The sequence below is a fragment of the Stenotrophomonas sp. Steno-Z1 genome, from assembly GCF_056393175.1.
Window position 1 is genome coordinate 600,777 of the sequence record NZ_JBWJPB010000001.1, and the last position, 20,147, is coordinate 620,923.

14 protein-coding genes are annotated in these 20,147 nt (G+C 69.1%); 13 read left to right on the forward strand and 1 reads right to left on the reverse strand.

Annotation, left to right across the window (positions count from 1 at the left end):
• Window positions 1–161 precede the first annotated feature (161 nt).
• The 11 genes from AC06FD_RS02495 (at window position 162) to AC06FD_RS02545 (ending at window position 16,656) form a co-directional block, all read left to right on the forward strand.
• A complete protein-coding gene (locus AC06FD_RS02495; protein ID WP_478076904.1) occupies window positions 162–1,187 on the forward strand; it encodes an aspartate-semialdehyde dehydrogenase in 1,026 nt (341 codons plus the stop codon).
• A gap of 88 nt (window positions 1,188–1,275) precedes the next feature.
• Window positions 1,276–3,258: a motility hub landmark protein FimV gene (locus AC06FD_RS02500; RefSeq protein ID WP_478076905.1), complete on the forward strand. Its 1,983-nt coding sequence runs from the start codon at window positions 1,276–1,278 to the stop codon at window positions 3,256–3,258.
• A complete protein-coding gene (locus AC06FD_RS02505; protein WP_259205674.1) occupies window positions 3,255–3,635 on the forward strand; it encodes a VOC family protein in 381 nt (126 codons plus the stop codon). Before AC06FD_RS02500 ends, AC06FD_RS02505 begins: the two co-directional genes overlap by 4 nt.
• A 48-nt stretch (window positions 3,636–3,683) precedes the next feature.
• Window positions 3,684–4,457, forward strand: a complete 774-nt coding sequence (gene truA / locus AC06FD_RS02510; RefSeq protein ID WP_449334783.1) for a tRNA pseudouridine(38-40) synthase TruA — start codon at window positions 3,684–3,686, stop codon at window positions 4,455–4,457.
• A complete protein-coding gene (locus AC06FD_RS02515) occupies window positions 4,454–5,110 on the forward strand; it encodes a phosphoribosylanthranilate isomerase (protein ID WP_259205657.1) in 657 nt (218 codons plus the stop codon). The genes truA and AC06FD_RS02515 overlap by 4 nt, the downstream gene beginning before the upstream one ends.
• Window positions 5,111–5,335: 225 nt before the next feature.
• Window positions 5,336–6,016: a hypothetical protein gene (locus AC06FD_RS02520; protein ID WP_478076906.1), complete on the forward strand. Its 681-nt coding sequence runs from the start codon at window positions 5,336–5,338 to the stop codon at window positions 6,014–6,016.
• Window positions 6,013–8,031, forward strand: coding sequence for a hypothetical protein (locus tag AC06FD_RS02525; RefSeq protein ID WP_394160816.1), 2,019 nt, complete (start codon window positions 6,013–6,015; stop codon window positions 8,029–8,031). Before AC06FD_RS02520 ends, AC06FD_RS02525 begins: the two co-directional genes overlap by 4 nt.
• 118 nt (window positions 8,032–8,149) lie before the next feature.
• Window positions 8,150–13,507, forward strand: a complete 5,358-nt coding sequence (locus AC06FD_RS02530; RefSeq protein WP_478076907.1) for a DNA repair ATPase — start codon at window positions 8,150–8,152, stop codon at window positions 13,505–13,507.
• Window positions 13,504–14,226 carry a hypothetical protein gene (locus AC06FD_RS02535; protein ID WP_478076908.1) on the forward strand — a complete coding sequence of 241 codons (723 nt, stop codon included), beginning with the start codon at window positions 13,504–13,506 and terminating at the stop codon, window positions 14,224–14,226. The genes AC06FD_RS02530 and AC06FD_RS02535 overlap by 4 nt, the downstream gene beginning before the upstream one ends.
• Window positions 14,227–14,284: 58 nt before the next feature.
• A complete protein-coding gene (locus AC06FD_RS02540; protein WP_478076909.1) occupies window positions 14,285–15,385 on the forward strand; it encodes a toxic anion resistance protein in 1,101 nt (366 codons plus the stop codon).
• An 824-nt stretch (window positions 15,386–16,209) separates the two neighbouring features.
• Complete coding sequence (locus AC06FD_RS02545; protein ID WP_449334787.1) at window positions 16,210–16,656, forward strand: REP-associated tyrosine transposase; 447 nt, start codon at window positions 16,210–16,212, stop codon at window positions 16,654–16,656.
• 594 nt (window positions 16,657–17,250) lie between these two features.
• Here the strand turns inward: AC06FD_RS02545 and AC06FD_RS02550 are convergent.
• Window positions 17,251–18,144: a LysR family transcriptional regulator gene (locus AC06FD_RS02550; RefSeq protein WP_394160806.1), complete on the reverse strand. Its 894-nt coding sequence runs from the start codon at window positions 18,142–18,144 to the stop codon at window positions 17,251–17,253.
• Window positions 18,145–18,239: 95 nt separating this feature from the next.
• On the opposite strand from AC06FD_RS02550, the gene trpB reads away from it, so the two are divergent.
• Window positions 18,240–19,457, forward strand: coding sequence for a tryptophan synthase subunit beta (trpB, locus tag AC06FD_RS02555; RefSeq protein WP_259205629.1), 1,218 nt, complete (start codon window positions 18,240–18,242; stop codon window positions 19,455–19,457).
• The gene (locus AC06FD_RS02560) at window positions 19,454–20,146 is read left to right on the forward strand and encodes a hypothetical protein (protein WP_478076910.1); all 693 of its coding nucleotides are present in this window, start codon (window positions 19,454–19,456) and stop codon (window positions 20,144–20,146) included. The genes trpB and AC06FD_RS02560 overlap by 4 nt, the downstream gene beginning before the upstream one ends.
• Window position 20,147 lies beyond the last annotated feature (1 nt).

A 20,147-nucleotide genomic window follows, 5' to 3' on the forward strand; every position in this document is an offset into this window, starting at 1 on the left:
CGACCGTGGGTCGGTACACATCTCCAAGGCACGGCAGGTACCGATCGTTGGTCGGCACGCACATTCAACATTCCGGCAGGTACCGACCGTTGGTCGGTGCCCATCCCCCAAACAAGGCAGGTACCGACCGACGGTCGGTACACCCAACACGAGGTTCCCCCATGAACAATCCAGATCGTCGTTTCCACGTCGCCGTCGTCGGTGCCACCGGTGCCGTCGGCGAAACCATGCTGGCCATCCTGGCCGAGCGCAACTTCCCGATCGCCACGCTGAGCCTGCTGGCGTCTTCGCGTTCGGCCGGTGGCGAGATCGACTTCCAGGGCAGCAAGATCAAGGTCCAGGACCTGAGCACCTTCGATCCGAACGGCGTGGACATCGCGCTGTTCTCCGCCGGTGGCAGCGTCTCCAAGGAGTACGGCCCGACGTTCGCCGCCGCCGGTGCGGTGGTGATCGACAACTCCTCGGCGTTCCGTTACGACGATGACGTGCCGCTGGTGGTCTCCGAAGTCAACCCGGGGGCGCTGAAGCTCCGCCCGCGCGGCATCATCGCCAACCCGAACTGCTCGACCATGCAGATGCTGGTCGCGCTGGCCCCGCTGCACCGCAAGTACCACATCGAGCGCATCAACGTGGCCACCTACCAGTCGGTGTCCGGCGGCGGGCGTTCGGCGCTGGAGGAACTGGGCAAGCAGACCGGCCAGCTGCTCAGCTTCCAGGAAATCGACCCGCAGCGCTTCCCGGTGCAGATCGCCTTCAACCTGATCCCGCACATCGACGACTTCCAGGACAACGGCTTCACCAAGGAAGAAATGAAGCTGGTCTGGGAAACCCGCAAGATCCTCGGCGACGACAGCATCCTGGTGAACCCCACCGCGGTGCGCGTGCCGGTGTTCTACGGCCACTCCGAGGCGGTCACCATCGAAACCCGCGAGAAGGTCACCCCGGACGCGGCGCGCGAGCTGCTCTCGCGCTCGCCCGGCGTGGAAGTGGTGGACCGGCACGAAGCCGGTGGCTACCCGACCCCGGTCACCCACGCCTCGGGCACCGATGCGGTGTATGTCGGCCGCATCCGCGAGGATCTCTCGCACCCGCGCGGCCTGAACCTGTGGATCGTCTCGGACAACATCCGCAAGGGCGCCGCGCTCAATGCGGTGCAGTTGGCCGAACTGGTCGCCGCCGAAGGCTGATCGCGTACCGCCGGTGGCATGGGGATGCCATCGGCGGCTGTACTACAAAACATCGCCGATCACGGGGGGAGCCGTTATATTGGCCGCCATGAAGAACCGGGCTCCGGGCGCACTGCGCCCGCTCAAGTATGTCTCCACGCTGGTGCTGGCCCTCGCCAGCAGCTCCGCCATGGCCCTGGGCCTGGGCGATATCCGCGTGCTGTCCAAGCCCGGCCAGCCATTGCTGGCCGAAATTCCGGTCATTTCGGCCGACCCGGCCGAGCTGCAGAACCTGCGCGTCGCCCTGGCGTCGCCGGTGACGTTCGCCCGGGTGGGGCTGGAACGCCCGGTCGGGCTGGTCAGCGAGCTGCAGTTCGAGCTCACCCGCAACGCGCAGGGCAGGGCGGTGGTCCGGGTCAGCACCCAGGCCCCGGTCACGACCCCCTCGCTCAATTTCCTGATCGAAGCCGATTGGGGCCAGGGCCGCCTGGTCCGTGAGTACTCGGCCCTGGTCGATGCGCCCAACAGCGCGCTGGCCGTGGCCGAACCGGAAATCGTCGCCCCCGCCGGCGCGATGTCCAACGCGATCGTGCGCGACCCGGAACCGGTGCCGGCAGCTGCAGCGGCGGCGGCAACGCCCACCCCGCCAGCCCAGGACACCCCGTCGCGCACCACCCCGGTGCCGCCGCGCAACGCCAGCCCACGTGCCGCCGCACCCGCACCGGCGCCGCCCGCGGCGCGCCTGGCCGCCGATGGCAGCATCACCGTCCAGCGCGGGCAGACCCTGTCGCAGATCGCCGGTGCGATGGCGCGCGAGCAGGGCATCAACCGCAACCAGGCGATGATCGCGCTGTTGCGGGCCAATCCCGAGGCCTTCATCCGTGGCAACGTCAACCTGCTCAAGCAGGGCGCGGTGCTGCGTGGTCCCGCTGGCGACAATGCCACGCCGATCGATGCCAACGAAGCGGCCGCGATCGTGCGCGAGCATGCCGCGCAGTGGCGCCAGTCGCGTGCAGCCATCCCGCAACCGGCCAGCAGCGGCGTCGCCGCCACCCCGGGCCCGGCCACCGCGCCGGCCGCGGCCAGCGGTGCACGCCTGGAGATCGCCCCGGCGGTCGCGGCCACCGACAACAACGCAGGGACAACCACCGGCACCGCCGCCGGCAGTGAGGGTGACATGCTGGGCAACGACCAACTTCGCCAGGCCAAGGAAGACGTGGCCACGCGCGATGCCGAGATCCAGGAACTGCGCGGCCGCGTGGCCGAGCTGGAAAAACTGCAGAAGCAGCAGGACTCCCTGATCGCGATGAAAGACAGCGACCTGGCCGCCGCGCAGCAGCGCCTGGGCCAGGCCCCGGCCACGCGCGAGGGTGGGGGCGCGGGCTGGTACTGGCTGGGCCTGGGCATCCTGCTGCTGGTCGTCGCCGGCTGGGCCGTGGCACGCCGGCGCAAGCCCTCGCCGCTGCCGCCGCTGCGTCGCGATGGCCTGGACGCCGCCGCGCTGGCCGCCGCCGTACCTGCCGCCGACTACGTGGATGAACTGGCCGCCCAGCAGGACGCACCGGTGGCGGACGCGCTGGACAGCGAGGACTACGCCACGCCGCCGGACTACGTGCTCGATGGCCAGCGCCGCGAGCCGGTGTTCAGCCTGGAGCCGGAGCCCGGCCATCGCGCACCGCACGTGGCCCCGGCGGACGACGTGGTCGCCGATGCGGTACCCGTACCGGCCGTGGCCGACATCGACGCCGACACCGACGCCTTCGTCGCGCCGCCGGCGCATGCGCTGGCGGCCGCCGCGCAACCGTCCTTCCGCGGCGTGTTCGAATTCCCCGACGACAGCGCCGCCGCCCACGTCGATCCCGAGGCCGTGGCCGACGAACCGGTGAACGAGACTCCCGCGCACGGCGATGACAGCGGCGCTGCCGACGCGCATGCCATTCCGGCCGCCGGCCGTGATCGACTGGAACTGGCGATCGCCTACCTGGACCTGGGCGATGCCGATACCGCCCGCATCCTGCTGCAGGAAGTGGCCCAGGCCGCCGATCCGCACAGCCAGGCGCAGGCCCGCGAACTGCTGGCGCGGCTGGGATGAGCGCGGCGCCTGCACACCCCGGGCGGGAGCGGCGGCTGGATTACGTGGAGTTCGCCTCCACCGACCCGGCCGCCAGCCGCGCGTTCTTCAGCGCGGTGTTCGGCTGGTCCTTCGTCGATTACGGCCCGGACTACACGGCCTTCGATGATGGCCGCCTGCAGGGCGGGTTCTTCCGCGGCACCCCGTGCACCGCCAGCGCCGGCGCCGGCCTGCTGGTGATCTATGCCGATGACCTGGCGCCGATGGCCGAGGCGGTTGCCGCCCACGGTGGCCGGGTGGTCAAACCGGTGTTCTCCTTTCCTGGCGGCAGCCGCTTCCAGTTCGTCGAGCCCGGTGGCAACGAACTGGCGGTGTGGTCCGAACGCGACCCGGCCTGACCCCCTGGCCGGCCCTGGCCGGTTTCCCCCGACTTACAGAGGTTGACCATGCGCTACGCACTGGGCGTGGAATACGACGGCAGCGACTACAAGGGCTGGCAGCAACTGGGCGAAAGTGGCTGCCCCAGCGTGCAGGCCAGCCTGCAGGAGGCGCTGTCCTCGGTGGCCGATGCGCCCATCCACGTCACCTGCGCCGGGCGCACCGATGCCGGCGTGCACGGCCAATGCCAGGTGGTCCACTTCGATACCGACGTGGTCCGCGATCCGCGCGGCTGGACCCTGGGGACCACCACCCGGTTGCCGCGGTCGATCGCGGTGCGCTGGTGCGCACCGGTGGCCGACGACTTCCATGCGCGGTTCTCGGCCCGGGCCAGACGCTACCGCTACCGCCTGCTCAACCGCCAGGTGCGGCCGGCGCTGGAGCGCCAGACCCTGAGCTGGGAGCGGCGCCCGCTCGATGCGGGGCGGATGCACGCGGCGGCGCAGGCGCTGCTGGGCGAAAACGACTTCAGCGCCTTCCGCAGCATCCAGTGCGAAGCCCTGCATGCCCGTCGCGAGCTGCAGGCCATCAGCGTGCGCCGCGACGGTGAGGTGGTGGAGGTCTGCGTTCAGGCCAATGCATTCCTTCATCACATGGTGCGCAATATCGTCGGTTCACTGATCCTGGTTGGATCCGGGGACAAACCGGTGTCGTGGATGGCCGAGCTGCTGGCCGGCCAGGACCGCACCGTGGCCGGACCGACCGCACCGCCACAGGGATTGGTGTTCGTTGGACCCTTGTACCCCGACAACTGGCACCTGCCCGCCGAGGTCACTTTATGAGCCGCTCTTTCTATCGCACCCGAATCAAGTTCTGCGGCATGACCCGCGCCGGCGACGTACGCCTGGCGGGGGAGCTGGGGGTGGACGCGGTGGGCTTCATCTTCGCCCGCGAGAGCAAGCGCCGGGTCGCGCCGGCCGAGGCGCGTGCGATGCGCCAGGCGATCGCACCGATGGTCGACGTGGTGGCGCTGTTCCGCGACAACAGCAAGGAAGAAGTGCGCGAGGTGCTGCGCACCGTGCGGCCGACCCTGCTGCAGTTCCACGGCGACGAGGACGAGGCGTTCTGCCGCAGCTTCAACATGCCGTACCTGAAGGCCGTGGCGATGGGCGGGCGTGACGACGTCAATGCCCGCCAACTGCAGCTGCGCTTCCCCAGCGCGGCCGGCTTCCTGTTCGACAGCCACGCCCCGGGCGGCGGTGGCGGCACCGGCGTGGCGTTCGACTGGACCCGCCTGCCGACCGGGCTGCACCGGCCGTTCCTGCTCGCCGGCGGGATTACCCCGGACAATGTGTTCGACGCGATCGTGGCCACATTGCCCTGGGGCGTGGACGTGTCCAGCGGGATCGAGTCCGAGCCGGGCATCAAGGACGGCTACAAGATGCGCAAGTTCGTCGAAGAAGTGCGCCGCGCCGACTGCCACGAAGCCGATTGATCGACGGCGGCCCCCCGCAGGGGGCCGGGTCCGGCCATTGCCGACACCCCCCGATGCCCGCCGCGTTTCGCGTGGCGGCGCCGCTATGGGCGTAGCCGCAAATTTCACGTAGCATCGACAGGACATGGCGCGGCCGGCACGGCGCGTAGTCGGGGCACGCCGGAGCGCGTGCCCACAGGAGGCAGCCGGGGGAAAAGTCGGCCGCCATCGCAGGGAAGACACGGAATGAACGAGTTCCTCAACGTCGCGTTGACGTTCCCCACGCTGCCTTACAGCGTCGTGCTGGCGTTTGCCGTGCTGTACTGGATGCTGGCCGCGTGCGGCGTGGTCGATGACGGCATGGCCCACGACGGCATGGACCTGCATCTGGGCGATGACGGTCTGCACGGTATTTCCGGCATGTTCTCGCGACTCGGCCTGGGCGGTGCACCGGTGATGCTGGTGATCGCGCTGCTGGCCTTCTTCGGCTGGACCGCTACCTATTTCGTGCATCTGTTCCTGCTGCAGTCATTGCCGACCCCGGTGCAGTGGCTGGCCGGCAGCGTCACCGCCGTACTCGCGCTGATTCCCGCCGTGCCGCTGAGCGTGATCGTGCTGCGCCCGATCCGGCGGCTGTTGTTGCGCCTGCGCCCGGTCGAGCAGGCCTCGCTGTTGGGCCGGGTGGGCGTGGTCGCCTCGCCCCAGGTCAGCGGCAGCAGCGGCTACGCCACCGTCGATGACGGCGGCGCCGGGCTGATCCTGCAGGTGCGCACGCGCGAAGGCGTGATCCTGACGCGCGGCGAGCGCCTGGTCCTGCTGGACTACGTGGCCGAACACAACCATTACCTGGTGGCGCGTGAAACCGACCACCCCGCGCTTTCCATCCAAGACAGCCTGATTCCGGGCGATAAGGAGATCCATCGATGAGTTTTGCGACCTTGGCCCCGTTCGTGATCGGGGTAGGCATCCTGCTGGTCCTTCTGCTCGGCCTCGCTGGCCTGTTCAAGGCCTTCTACCGCAAGGTGGACCAGGGCGTGGCCCTGATCGTCAACGACATGAGCTCCCAGCCGAAGGTGCACTTCACCGGCGCGTTGATCATCCCGGTGCTGTACCGCGCCGAGCTGATGCGGATCAGCCTGATCACCCTGCAGATCGACCGCCGCGGCAAGGAAGGCCTGATCTGCCGCGACAACATGCGTGCCGACATCGCCGTGGCCTTCTACCTGCGCGTCAATGAAACCCAGGCCGACGTGCTGCGCGTGGCCAAGGCGATCGGCGCCGATCGCGCCTCGGACAAGCATGCGGTGGATGAGCTGTTCAACGCCAAGTTCTCCGAAGCGCTGAAGACGGTCGGCAAGAAGTTCGAGTTCACCGAACTGTTCGAGAAGCGCCAGGAATTCCGCGACGAGATCATCGCGGTGATCGGCAACGACCTCAACGGCTACGCGCTGGAAGACGTGGCCATCGATTACCTTGAGCAGACCCCCAAGCTGCTGCTGGACCAGAACAACATCCTCGACGCGCAGGGCATCCGCAAGATCACCGAGCTCACCGCCACCCACAACGTGGTGACCAACGAGCTGGAGCAGAACGAAAAGCTGGCCATCACCAAGAAGAACGTCGAAGCGCGCGAAGCGCTGCTGGCCCTCGAACGCCAGCAGGCCGAAGCCGAAGCCCGCCAGAAGCGCGAGATCGACACCATCCGCGCGCGCGAGGAGGCCGAGACCGCCAAGGTCCAGGAAGAACAGCGCCAGCTCTCCGAGCAGGCCCGCATCGAAGCGCAGGAAGTGATCGAGATCCGCGAGCAGAACCGCATGCGCGAAGTCGAAGTGGCCGAGCAGAACCGCCAGCGTGCGGTGGCGATCGAAGCCGAGCGGGTCGAGCGTGCACGTCAGCTGGAGCAGGTCACCACCCAGCGCGAAGTGCAGCTGCAGGGCGTGGAGCGCGACAAGGTGGTCGAGTCCGGCAAGATGGACGTGGCCAACATCACCCGCGAGCGCATCGCCATCGACAAGACCGTGGCGCAGGAAGAAGAGCGCATCAAGGAAGTGCGTGAGGTCTCCGAGGCCGATCGCCAGAAGCAGGTGCTGATCCTCGAAGCCGAAGCCCGGGCGCAGGAACAGCTGGTGCGCCAGGTCAAGGAAGCGCAGGCCGGCGAGACCGCGGCCAAGCACCGCGCGGTGGAGATCACCACCCTGGCCCAGGCCGAGCACGAGGCGGCCGGCAAGCAGGCCGACGCCAAGCGCCTGCTCGCCGACGGCACCCGCGCCGAACAGGCCGCGCCCGGCCTGGCCGAGGCGCAGGTGCGCGAAGCCTCCGCGCTGGCCATCGAGAAGGTCGGCATCGCCGAGGCCCGGGTGATCGAGGCCAAGGCCGACGCCAACCTCAAGCAGGGCACCAACGAAGCCCGCGTGCTGGCTGAAAACCTGCAGGCGCAGGCGCAGGGCGAAGAACAGATGGGCCGCGCCCGCGCCACCGCGACCGAGTCGGTCGGCGGCGCCGAGGCCGGCGTGGTGCAGAAGAAGCTGCTCGCCGAAGCCGAGGGCCTGGTGCGCAAGTTCGAGGCGATCGCCTCGCTCAGCGACACCGCGCGTGGCCACGAGGAGTTCCGCATGATGCTCGACAACAGCCTCAAGCAGGCCCTGGCCTCGATCGAAGCCGGCAAGGAAGTCTCGCGCGAGAACGCCGGGGTCATCGCCAGCGCGCTGCGCAATGCCGACATCGACCTGGTCGGTGGCGACGGCGGCATGTTCGAGAACCTCATCAAGGCGGTGTCGCTGGGCAAGTCGATCGAAGGCCTGGCCGACAAGAGCCCGATCGTGCAGGACCTGATGCAGCGCTACCTGGGCGTGAGCCCGCGCCAGGACGCCCCGCGCCAGATCAGCGAAGACACCACGGACACGGTGACCACCGTGACCGCTGCGGTGGTCGAAACCCGCTGACCTCCAACCGAGCGCCGCCCGCGTGGCGCGCCCGACCCTGGCGGTGGCCGTGTGGCCATCGCCACGCCTATCCCGGCCGGTCTGCCCGGCCGGTTGCAATTGAGCCGGAAGGAAGCCGATGTCCGATACCGCCAACCGTCCCGTGCCGTCCGTGCCGGAAGCCACCGCCAGCGTCGACCAGGCGGTCGCCCAGGGCGGCGCCTATGAGGTCCTGCGCCGCCGCCTCGGCGAGCAGGGCAGCCGCCTGCGCACGGTCGCCGATGCCCTGAACCGGCAGCGCCTGGCCGAGTTCGGCGACAGCCGGCTGGAGGTCACCGGACGCTTCCGCATCCGCAGTGAAAACAACTGCGTCGGCCGCGACATCGTGCAGGTCGGCCCCGAGCTGCTGCTGTTCGGCTACAACGTCTTCATCGGCCTCAAGACCCAGACCCGGGTCGAGGACGTGTTCGGCCTGTACCGCCTGGTCCAGGCCAACGATGGCTACGACGTGGTGCCGGTCGACGCCAAGGGCAGCTTCCTGGCCCAGCCCGGCTTCGTGCATGACTTCGGCGAGTTGTATGCCTACTACAAGCATGCCCGGCTGCTGCAGCTGATCGTGATCGGCGACAAGCTGCTGGCGGCCTTCCAGATCGGCGAACGCAGCAGCGATGTGCGCGTGTTCCGCTGGGCACTGGCCAGCGATGGCGAGCTCACCTACCTGGACGCACGTGGCGAGCGCGACATCGCACTGCCGCCGCCGTTCGATTTCGAGTGGACCCGCGCCACCCGCGACATGGCCGTGACCGGTCGCCATGCCCACCTGAACATCCTCGACACCCTGTTCGTGGAGACCACCGGCGGCGACCTGACCATCAAGGTCGAAAACAACACCGAGAGCGGGCAGGGCGTCTACAGCGAACCGGTGGATGACAGCACCCAGTCGCTGGACGATGCCCAGTTCGATTTCGCCCGGGTCGGCTCGCTGATCCTGCTCAAGGTGCTGCCTTACCGCGAAACCGTCTGGCGCGGGCTGATCTACAACACCCTCACCGGCAACATCATCCGCAACGATGCGATCGTCCAGGCCTGCGTGCAGCTGCCCGAGGACCACGGCATCATCTTCCCCGGCGGGTATTACCTGCAGAGCGGCGAGCACAAGGCCTTCGATGCGGCCATGGACGGCATGCAGTTCAAGCGCGCCATCCGCTCGCCCAACGGCGAGGACGTGCTCTACATCTTCTACGAGCGCGAGGGCGGGCGCTCGGCGCTGTTCGTCTACAACACCATCCAGCGCGTGCTGCAGAACCCGGTGTTCGGCCACGGCTACGCTTTCATGCATGACGGGCGCATGGTGCTGTTCCATGCCGAGGGCGACGAGCCGACGCGGATCCACGCCATGCAGGTCTGGCAGACCCCGTTCAGCAGCGACGAATTCGCGGCCAGCCGGCCTCCCGGCAACACCTTCATGGGCCGCATCGGCAATGCCGAGCTGGTCCGTGGCATTTCCAACCTGCTCGACCTGGCACGCACCATCGAAGGCGATGACGTCTCGGTGCAGCGGTACCAGCGCCTGGTGCAGGACACCCGCCGCCTGTTCGATGCCCACCATTGGCTGGACGATGCCGAGTGTGGCGGCGCGGTCAGCCTGCTGCGCGAGATCAGCGGCACCGGCGAGTCGGTGCTGGACGAGTACGAGAAGGTGCAGTCGATCCGCGCCCAGTCGGCGCAGGCGATGGCCCAGGCGCAGGCCACCCAGAAGGCCCTGTTGGCCCGCCTGCAGCCGGAAAACTGGACCGAGGTGCAGTCCTTCGTCGAGGCGCTCAACGCGATCTCGACCCAGCGTGGCCACCTGCTCACCATCCGCGATTACCGCTACATCGACACCGACCTGATCGATGCGATGACCGCCGCGTTGCAGGAGGCGCACCAGCGCATCGGCGCGGCGACCGGCGCGTTCCTGGCCGGCGATGCCGCCCTGGCCCCGCTGGGCGAACGCCTGCAGGCACTGGACGACGCCGCCCAGCAGGCCGGGAGCGCGCGCGTGCTCGACGAGCAGCTGGCCGGGCTGCGCGCGATGTCGGCCGACCTGGACATGCTCTCCGAACTGATGGCCGGGCTGAACGTCGACGATGCCACCGCACGCACCCGCGTGGTCGAGGCCATCTCGGCCATCTATGCGCGCCTCAACCAGACCCGTGCCCGCGCCGAACACCGTCGGCGCACGCTCGGCTCGGCCGAAGCGGTGGCCCAGTTCGCCGCGCAGTTCGCGCTGTTCTCGCAGGCCATCACCAGCGCGCTGGCGATGGCCACCGACCCCGAACGCGCCGACGAACAGATGTCACGGCTGCTGGTGCAGCTGGAGGAACTGGAGAGCCAGTTCGGCGAGCACGAGCAGTTCCTCGGCGACATCCTGGCCAAGCGCGAAGAACTGATCGATGCCTTCGAGGCACACAAGCAGGCGCTGCTGGATGAGCGCCAGCGCAAGGCGCGCTCGGTGCTGGACGCGGCCAATCGCATCCTGGACGGCCTGGCCAAGCGTACCGAGCGCTTCGCCAGTGCCGACGAGCTCAATGCGTTCTTCGCCGGCGATCCGCTGATCCTCAAGCTGCGTGAACTGGCCGAGCGCCTGCGCAGCCTGCGGGACAGCGTCAAGGCCGACGACATCGAGTCACGCCTGAAGGGCGTGCGCGACCAGGCCGTGCGTGCGCTGCGCGACCGCAGTGACCTGTTCGAGGCCGGCGGCAATGTGGTGCGGCTGGGGTCGCGCCACCGCTTCAGCGTCAACACCCAAGCGCTGGACCTGACCATCCTGCCGCGCGGTGACGAGCTGGCCATCCACCTCACCGGCACCGATTACCTCGAGACCCTGCACGACCCCGAACTGGCCGCGCTCAAGCCGTACTGGCAGCTCAGCCTGGATTCGGAATCGGACGCGCTCTACCGTGGCGAGTACCTGGCCGGGAGCGTGCTGCGCGCCGCAATGGAGAACCGTGATGGCCTGGACCTGGCTACCCTGCAGCATGACGCGGCCGTGCCCGCGACGCTGGATCGGGTGGTGCGCGATTTCGCCGCCCCGCGCTATCGGGAAGGCTACGAGCGCGGCATCCACGACCACGACGCCAGCCTGATCCTGCGCGCGCTGCTGCCATTGCAGCAGGCCGCGGGTACCTTGCTGCACGCGCCGCGCGTGCGTGCGTTGGCCATGCTGTTCTGGGCCGCCCGCCAGCGCCGCGAGGATGTCGTGCAGTGGCCGGCACGCCAGGCCGGTGCGGACGCGATCGCACGCCTGTTCGGTTCCGACGAAGGCCAGCTGGCCCTGCGCGCGGAGATGGCATTGGGGCTGGCCGCGTTCAACGAGGAGCACGGCCTGCCGTTCACCGCCGCCGACCATGCGGCCGCGGCCGCTTACCTGGCCGATGAGTTGTCGCGGGGCGAGCCGGTGTTCGCCAGCAGCCGCTACGCCACCGCCCTGGTCGAGGCCCTGGGCCAGCAGCTGCAGGCGGCTGGCCAGCGCGACAGCCTGGAGCGCGCGCTGCAGCGCGAGCAGGACCGCCTGGCCGCGCGCTGGGCGCTGGCAGGGCAGTGGCTGCGCGGGCTGTGCCGGACCCCGGCGCTGGCCGACCACGCCGGCTACGTCGACGAGGCCGCCGCGCTGCTGCTGGTCCAGCGTGCACTGCGCACCCGCGCCAGCGATACCGTCCTGCAGGTCACCGTGGAAGGCCTGCTCGGCGAACACCCGCGCCTGCAACAGGGCCGCCTGGCCCTGTCGCTGGATGACTTCCTGGCGCGCCTGCAGCACCACGGCAGCGTCTTCGTGCCTGCCTTCCACGCCTACCAGGCGGTGCGCCAGCGCATCGTCGCGCGCGAGCGCGACAGCCTGCGCCTGTCCGAGTTCAAGGCGCGGCCGTTGTCCTCGTTCGTCCGCAACAAGCTCATCAACGACGTCTACCTCGGCGTGATCGGCGACAACCTGGCCAAGCAGATGGGCACGGTCGGGGAGAACAAGCGCAGCGACCTGATGGGCCTGCTGATGATGATTTCCCCGCCCGGCTACGGCAAAACCACGTTGATGGAGTACGTGGCGCACCGGCTGGGCCTGGTCTTCATGAAGATCAATGGTCCGGCGCTGGGCCACGAGGTGCGCTCGCTGGATCCCGCGCAGGCGCCGGATGCCACCTCGCGGCAGGAGCTGGAGAAGCTCAACCTGGCGTTGGAGATGGGCAACAACACCATGTTGTATGTCGATGACATCCAGCACACCCACCCGGAGTTCCTGCAGAAGTTCATCTCGCTGTGCGATGGCACCCGTCGCATCGAGGGCGTGTGGCGCGGGCGCACCCGCACCTACGACATGCGCGGCAAGAAGTTCTGCGTGGTGATGGCCGGCAACCCGTACACCGAGTCCGGCGAGGTCTTCAAGATTCCGGACATGCTGGCCAACCGCGCCGACATCTACAACCTCGGCGACGTGCTGGGCGGCATGGAAGATGCGTTCACCCTGAGCTACATCGAGAACAGCCTCACCTCCAATCCGGTCCTGGCGCCCCTGGCCACCCGCGACATGGCCGACCTGTACCTGCTGGTCGAACGCGCGATGGGCAAGGAGGTCTCCACCAACGCGCTCAGCCATGCCTACAGCGGCGCGGAGATCAACGAGATCGTGGCCACCCTGCAGCGCATGCTGCGCGTGCGCGACGTGGTCTACCGGGTCAACCAGCAGTACATCGCCAGTGCCGCGCAGGATGATCGCTACCGCACCGAGCCGCCGTTCCGGTTGCAGGGCAGCTACCGCAACATGAACAAGCTGTCGGAGAAGATCTCGCCGGTGATGAACGAGGCCGAGCTGCAGCAGCTGGTCTCCGACCATTACCAGGGCGAGGCGCAGCTGCTCACCACCGGGGCCGAGGAAAACCTGCTCAAGCTGGCCGAACTGCGTGGCCTTCTGCAGGGCGCCGAGCTGGAACGCTGGCAGCAGATCAAGCGCGACTTCCTGCGCAACAAGGCCATGGGCGCCGACGACAGCGACGTCGGCGGGCGCATGGTGGCGCAGCTGGCCGACATCGCCAGCGCGCTGCAGGTGCCGCCGCCGGTCGCGGCGGCCGAGCAGGAACCGGCGCCGTGGCCGGCGTTGCTGTCGGCGTTGGAGCGGCTGTCGGCGGCGCGTGCCGAGCCGGTCGTCGCGCCGCCCGTCAGCCCCGCGCCGGCGCTGGCCGAGCCGTTGGCCGATGGCCTGCAGGCGGGGCTGGCGCCGTTGCTGCAGTTGCTGGGGCAGTCCCACCAGCAGCAGGTGCGCACCGGCGAGACGCTGGCACTGCTGGCCGGCTGGGTGCGCCAGCAGATGGACGCCGAGCCCGCGGCGCGGCAGCGCGTGCGACCGCGGCGCGCGACCACGCCGGAGGAGCGGGCGCTGGATGAGGCGTTGATGCGGCATTTCTACGGCGAGTCGGCCCGTCCGCCGCGCCTGGATGATGTCGCCGGCGACGACGCCCACGCATGAACACCACGCTGCCCGCGCCGGTCGCCCTCGACACGCCGCAGGCGGCGACGCTCGCGTCGTATGGCGATCCGTTGCTGCGGGCGATCGCACGCCGGGCGGATGCGCAAGGCGCGCTGCACGAGGGTGGCGCGGCGGGTCTGATCGATGCGCTGGCACGACTCGCACTGGCCCTGCAGGCGGCCGATCCGGCGTCGCTGCGCCGCCAGGCCGGCTGGTGGGGGCGCCTGCTCGGCCGCGACGTCGAGCGCCAGCGCGATGCCGACGCGTTGCAGCCGCAACTGGGCGTGCTGCTGCTGCAGGCCGAGGCGTGTGCGGCGCGGGTGCAGGCCGCCGCGGCGCAGCGGCAGGCAGCGGTCGCCACCAGCGAGCAGGCAGCCGCCGCGCTGCAGCAGTGGGTCGATGCCGGCAGCCAGGCGCTGCCCGGCTTGCCGGGCGGCGATGGCGGCGCGCTGCAGGGGGTGCTGGCCCAGCGCCTGGATCACCTGCGCCGCCTGGCCGCCCTGCAGCGCAGCGAAGCGGCCCAGTGGCAGCTGCTGCTGGCGCAGGACGAGGCGTTGCTGGCGCGCTTCCGCCGCATCGCCGACATCCTGTTGCCGGCCTGGAAACAGGCCACGCTGGCGCGGCACGTAAAGGACCAGGCCCAGCGGAGCCAGCGCGCCGCGCAACTGCAGGCCGAGATCGCCGCCGAGGTTGCCTCGGCGCAGGCTAGACTGCGATGAAGACACTGCCCCTACCGGTGCGCCGCCGTCGGCCGCCCAACAGCATGGAGATCCACCGATGACCCAGGACCCGCAGGCCACTTCGACCCTGCCCGTGACCACGGCCGACGTGCTGGACGACGCGACGCTGCAGGCGCTTGGCCTTGGCCAGGACGACCTGCCGAAGATCGAGGAGATCGGGCGTGGGTTGGATGACATCCGGCCCGGCAACCTGCAGGTATTCGGCCGCGACGCCGCCGCCAAGACGGCGGCGTTCTCCAGCCAGCTGCTGGACCAGGTGCGCAACCGCGATCTTGACGCCAGTGGCGACAAGCTGGGCGAGGTGGTGCGCATCGCACGCTCGCTCAAACTCGACGGCCTGGCCGAGCGTTCGAAGGTACCGGTGATCGGCGGCTTGATCGACAAGCTGCGGGCATCCAAGGGCGAGCTGGTGCAGAAGTTCAGCGACACCAACCGCCAGATCGAACAGCTCATGGGGGACGTCGGCAGCCAGCAGGCCCTGATGGGCCAGCGCGTGGTCGAGTTCGACCGCATGCACGAGATCGTCCGCGAGGAGCGCCACGGCCTGGGCCTGCACATCGCCGCCGGCAAGCGCCGGCTCGCCGCGCTGCGTGGCGAACAGCTGGCCGGGCAGGGCCAGGATGATCCGCAGCAGCGCATCCGCCAGGGCGAGCTGGACAACGCGATCCGCCTGCTCGACAAGCGCGTCGGCGACCTGGTGGTCATGCAGCACGCGGCCGACCAGTCGCTGCCCATGATCCGCCTGATCCAGGCCAACGCGATCCTGCTGATCGAGAAATTCAACACCGTCCGCGACATCACCATCCCGTCGTGGAAGCGCCAATTCGCCATCCAGTTGTCGTTGGGCGAGCAGAAGAACGCGGTCGCGCTGTCCAACGCCATCGACGACGCCACCAACGAGATGATGCGTCGCAATGCCGACCTGCTGCGCCAGACCACCGTGGAAACGGCCAAGGCCAACCAGCGTGCGGTGATCGACGTAGCCACCCTGCGCCACGTGCACGAGCAGCTGATCGCCACCGTCGAGGAAGTGCGCACCGTCCACCGCGAGGGCATGCAGCAGCGCCAGCAGGCCGAAGTCGAACTGGCACGTCTGCGCGACGACGTGCAGCAGCGCCTGGCCGCCCCGACCACGTAACCCCACGCCACGCAGCCATCGGATCCACCGGCAAACGCGCCGCGCGTCGCGCGGCATCCACGCATGGCGTGGATCTACGGGATGCCGGATCGCGCGGCCCGGAATATCCCGCCACCGAGCACCGTACATCCACGCCATGCGTGGATGCTCTCCGTCCCGCCATCATGATCCGTCACCGGAAACGCGCCGCGCGCGTCGCGGCATCCACACATGGCGCGGATCTACGGGATGCCAGATCGCGCGGCCCGGTCCATCCCACCACCGACCATCGTTGATCCACGCCACGCGTGGATGCTCTCCGTCCCACCACCATGAACCGTCACCGGAAACGCGCCGCGCGTCGCGCGGCATCCACGCATGGCGTGGATCTACGGGATGCCGGATCGCGCGTCCGGGAACACTCCACCACCGACCATCGTAGATCCACGCCACGCGCGGATGCTCTCCGTCCCACCACCATGAACCGTCACCGAAAACGCGCCGCGCTTTGCGCGGCATCCACGCATGGCGTGGATCTACGGGATGACAGATCGCGCGGCCCGGAATATCCCGCCACCGAGCACCGTAGATCCACGCCATGCGTGGATGCTCTCCGTACCGCCACCATGAACCGTCACCGAAAACGCACCGCGCGTTGCGCGGCATCCACGCATGGCGTGGATCTACGGGGTGCCAGATCGCGCGACCCGGTCCATCCCACCACCAACCATCGTAGATCCACGCCATGCGTGGATCCTCTCCCACCCGACGCTGCATAGTTCGCCGACGCCTGAAGGAGCGGGGTGGCGATACAAGGCCGACAAGCCCGCACGCACCCTTTGCTCATGGCCAGTCCTCGCCTTCGCTACGGTCGTCAATCGCAACCCGGAAGCACGTACCTGTTGACGCTGGTCGTGGCCGGGCGCTGTCGCCTGTTCCTGGATCCCGGCAACGTGGCGCTGGTGGTGGAATCGCTTCGATACGCCGAACGCAATGGTTACAGCCGCAGCACCGCCTGGGTGGTGATGCCTGACCATGTCCATTGGTTGATGGAACTGCGGAGAGGCTCGCTGGCCAGTTGCATGGGCCTGTTGAAATCGCGCAGCGCCAGGCTGCTCAATCTGAGGTTGGGCAGGCAGGGGCAGCTCTGGCAGCATGGCTATCACGACCACGCCCTGCGTGATGACGAGTCGCTTGTCCACGCCGCCCGCTACGTCATGGCCAATCCGATCCGCGCCGGCCTGAGCAGCGCGATCGGCGAGTACCCCCACGCCTGGAGCCGATGGCCGTAGATCCACGCCATGCGTGGATGCTCTCCCTTCCGCCACCATGCACCGTCATCGAAAACGCGCCGCTCGTCGCGCGGCATCCACGCATGGCGTGGATCTACGGGATGTCGATTCGCGCGGCCCGGAACATCCCACCACCGACCATCGTAGATCCACGCCATGCGTGGATGCTCTTCGTTCCGTCACCATGAACCGTCATCGGAAACGCGCCGCGCGTCGCGCGGCATCCACGCATGGCGTGGATCTACGGGACGCCGGATCGCCCGGCCCGGAACATCCCACCACCGACCATCGTAGATCCACGCCATGCGTGGATGCTCTCCGTTCCGCCACCATGAACCGTCACCGGAAACGCGCCGCGCGTGGCGCGGCATCCACGCATGGCGTGGATCTACGCGATCACGGTTCGTTCGGCCCACGCAGGTGTGGATCCCCACGATCGTGGATCGTTCGGCCCATTCCAGCATCCACGCCATCGTGGATCCCCACGCTCGCGCCTCGTCCGGCCTGAACCAATCTCCCCAGGGCGTGGACCCCACATCCGGGATCGCCGGTTGTCCACCCGCGCCCAGACCCACGCGCAACCGCGAGGCCCGGTCAGGCGCGCGCCAGTTGCGCGGCCAGCCACCCGGCCAGCGCATCCACCCGTGGATCGCCCGCGCCCTCCGGCGTCGCCAGCACCCAGAATCCACCGGTGGCGGCAAAGCCCCACGGGGCCAGCAGTCGCCCGGCGGCCAGTTCGTCGGCCACCAGCGGCTCCGGTGCGATCGCCACGCCCAGCCCGGCCACCGCCGCCTCCAGCAGGTAGTACAGGTGTTCGAAGCCGTTGCCGAGCTGCAACCGCGCCGGGTCCAGGCCGTGTGCCAGCGCCCAGGCCGGCCAGGCCTGGGGGCGGGAAGTGGTGTGCAGCAGCGGCTCGCCGAGCAGGGCCGACGGCGGGCGCTGGCGCAGCCGCGCCGCGGCCGGATGCTGCGGGCTCACCACCACGCCCACCCGCTCCGGCGCCAGTTCGCGCACCTGCCAGCCTGGCGGCCACGGCGGCTGGGCCAGCAGCAGCACCGCGTCCAGCGATTGCTGTGCCTCGGTGAAGCTGCCGTCCTGCGCCGACCAGTGCAGCGGCACCTGCGGCAGGTCGGCCTGCAGCACCTGCAGCCGCGGAATCATCCAGCGCGCCAGGATGCTGCCACTGCAGCCCAACACCAGCGCGTCGGCGCGCTGGCGGCGCTGCAGGGCGGCGACCGCCTCACGGATCTGCCCGAACGCGCCGGCGCAGGCCTGCTGCAGGGCCTCGCCGGCCGGGGTCGGGCGCAGCCCGCGGCCATCGCGCTCGAACAGCGCCACGCCCAGATGCTCCTCCAGCACGCGCAGCTGGCGGCTGATCGCCCCATGGGTCACGTGCAGGGACGCGGCCGCACGGCCCACCCCGCCCAGGCGGGCGGTCGCCTCGAAACTGCGCAGGGCGTTCAGGGGCGGCAGGGGGGGCGTGCTCATGTGAGTTTTCCTGACGGGTTGTCGCAGATAATATCGATATTGCTGTCATGACATGTGCGTTAAATTGTCAGCCTGTCTCAACCGGCTGTCGTGCCATGTCCGCATCCCCCATTACCGATTTCCACGCCTACCCCGACGCGAACGGCCATTTCGGCCGCTATGGCGGCAGTTTCGTGGCCGAAACCCTGATCGGGCCGCTGCAGGAGCTGGCCGCCGCGTACGACGCGGCCCGTCGCGATCCGGCGTTCATCGCCGCCTACGACAAGGACCTGACCCACTACGTGGGCCGGCCCAGCCCGATCTACCACGCAGAACGCCTCAGCAAGCAGGTCGGCGGCGCGCAGATCCTGCTCAAGCGCGAAGACCTCAACCACACCGGCGCGCACAAGATCAACAACACCATCGGCCAGGCCCTGCTGGCCGCGCGGATGGGCAAGAAGCGCATCATCGCCGAGACCGGCGCCGGCCAGCACGGCGTGGCCAGCGCCACCGTGGCCGCGCGACTGGGCCTGGAATGCGTGGTGTACATGGGCGCCACCGACATCGAGCGGCAGAAGATCAACGTCTACCGCATGAAGCTGCTCGGCGCGACCGTGGTGCCGGTGACCTCCGGTTCGGCCACGCTCAAGGACGCGCTCAACGAGGCGATGCGCGACTGGGTCACCAACGTGCGCGACACCTTCTACATCATCGGCACGGTCGCCGGCCCGGATCCGTACCCGCGCATGGTGCGCGACTTCAACGCGATCGTTGGCCGTGAAGCCCGCGCGCAGATGTTCACCGATTACGGCCGCCTGCCCGATGCGATCACCGCCTGCGTTGGCGGCGGCAGCAACGCGATCGGCCTGTTCCATGCCTTCCTCAACGACCGCGACGTGCGCATCGTGGGCGCCGAGGCGGCCGGTGACGGCATCGAGACCGGCCGCCACGCCGCCTCCATCGCCGCCGGTCGGCCGGGCGTGCTGCACGGCAACCGCACCTACGTGATCTGCGATGACGACGGCCAGATCATCGAGACCCATTCGGTGTCGGCCGGCCTGGATTACCCGGGCGTGGGTCCCGAGCACGCGTTCCTGGCCGATGCCGGCCGCGCCGAGTACGTCGGCATCACCGATGACGAAGCCCTGGCCGCATTCCACCAGCTGGCCCACAGCGAGGGCATCCTGGCCGCACTGGAATCCAGCCATGCAGTGGCCCAGGCGATCAAGCTGGCGCGCGAGTTGCCCAGCGACAAGCTGGTGCTGTGCAACCTGTCCGGGCGCGGCGACAAGGACGTGCACACCATCGCCGCGCGCGAGGGCCTGATCCTGTGAATCCACTGCTGCGCCAGGGAAGTGCGCTGCTGATCGTGGTCGGCCTGAGTGGCTGCACCGCGCCGGATCCGCCGGTGCTCGCGGCCGCACCTTCGACACCGGCGGCGATCGCCCCGGCGCGGGTGCCGGCGAGCAACGACGATGACATCGCCAATCGTCCCATCCAGGACGATCCTGAGCCGGTACCGGCAAAGGAGGGCACCGATGAACCTGGCCCCGCCGTGGTCTCGGTCGCGCTGGATCATGCCGGTGACATGGTGGTCGGGCAGCGCTTCACTGCCGCCGACGCCGATGCGAACTGGCATTCGGCCGGCCTGAGCGAAGGGGGGCAGCTGGGCGGCTGCGAGTATTACGAGCGCGGCAGCCTGCCCGAGGGCATCTCGATGATGGTCGACGACGACCACGTGCAGCGCTTCGACCTGAGCCTGCTGGACGGTTCGGACGAAACCATCACCCAGGCCGGCCCGTTCGGACTGCGCCTGGGCATGTCGCGCGCCGAGGCGCTCAAGCGCCTGCCCCGGGGCAGCACCCACACACCGCACGCGTACGATCCGGAAACGGGCGAGTACCTCACCTGGCAGGACCCCGGCTCGGATCTGGCGATCCGGCTGGAGATCTTCGAGGGCAAGGTGTCGATGTTGTACTGGGGCGCCAGTGGCGCCGTTGAATTGATTGAAGGATGTGCCTGAA

Bases quoted from the DNA above. Each gene is read 5' to 3' on its own strand.
- AC06FD_RS02535 (WP_478076908.1), top strand. From the start codon at position 13,504: ATGAACACCACGCTGCCCGCGCCGGTCGCCCTCGACACGCCGCAGGCG.
- AC06FD_RS02530 (WP_478076907.1), top strand. From the start codon at position 8,150: ATGTCCGATACCGCCAACCGTCCCGTGCCGTCCGTGCCGGAAGCCACC.
- AC06FD_RS02500 (WP_478076905.1), top strand. From the start codon at position 1,276: ATGAAGAACCGGGCTCCGGGCGCACTGCGCCCGCTCAAGTATGTCTCC.
- AC06FD_RS02525 (WP_394160816.1), top strand. From the start codon at position 6,013: ATGAGTTTTGCGACCTTGGCCCCGTTCGTGATCGGGGTAGGCATCCTG.
- AC06FD_RS02540 (WP_478076909.1), top strand. From the start codon at position 14,285: ATGACCCAGGACCCGCAGGCCACTTCGACCCTGCCCGTGACCACGGCC.
- AC06FD_RS02505 (WP_259205674.1), top strand. From the start codon at position 3,255: ATGAGCGCGGCGCCTGCACACCCCGGGCGGGAGCGGCGGCTGGATTAC.
- AC06FD_RS02520 (WP_478076906.1), top strand. From the start codon at position 5,336: ATGAACGAGTTCCTCAACGTCGCGTTGACGTTCCCCACGCTGCCTTAC.
- AC06FD_RS02515 (WP_259205657.1), top strand. From the start codon at position 4,454: ATGAGCCGCTCTTTCTATCGCACCCGAATCAAGTTCTGCGGCATGACC.
- trpB (WP_259205629.1), top strand. From the start codon at position 18,240: ATGTCCGCATCCCCCATTACCGATTTCCACGCCTACCCCGACGCGAAC.
- AC06FD_RS02550 (WP_394160806.1), bottom strand. From the start codon at position 18,144: ATGAGCACGCCCCCCCTGCCGCCCCTGAACGCCCTGCGCAGTTTCGAG.
- AC06FD_RS02545 (WP_449334787.1), top strand. From the start codon at position 16,210: ATGGCCAGTCCTCGCCTTCGCTACGGTCGTCAATCGCAACCCGGAAGC.
- truA (WP_449334783.1), top strand. From the start codon at position 3,684: ATGCGCTACGCACTGGGCGTGGAATACGACGGCAGCGACTACAAGGGC.
- AC06FD_RS02495 (WP_478076904.1), top strand. From the start codon at position 162: ATGAACAATCCAGATCGTCGTTTCCACGTCGCCGTCGTCGGTGCCACC.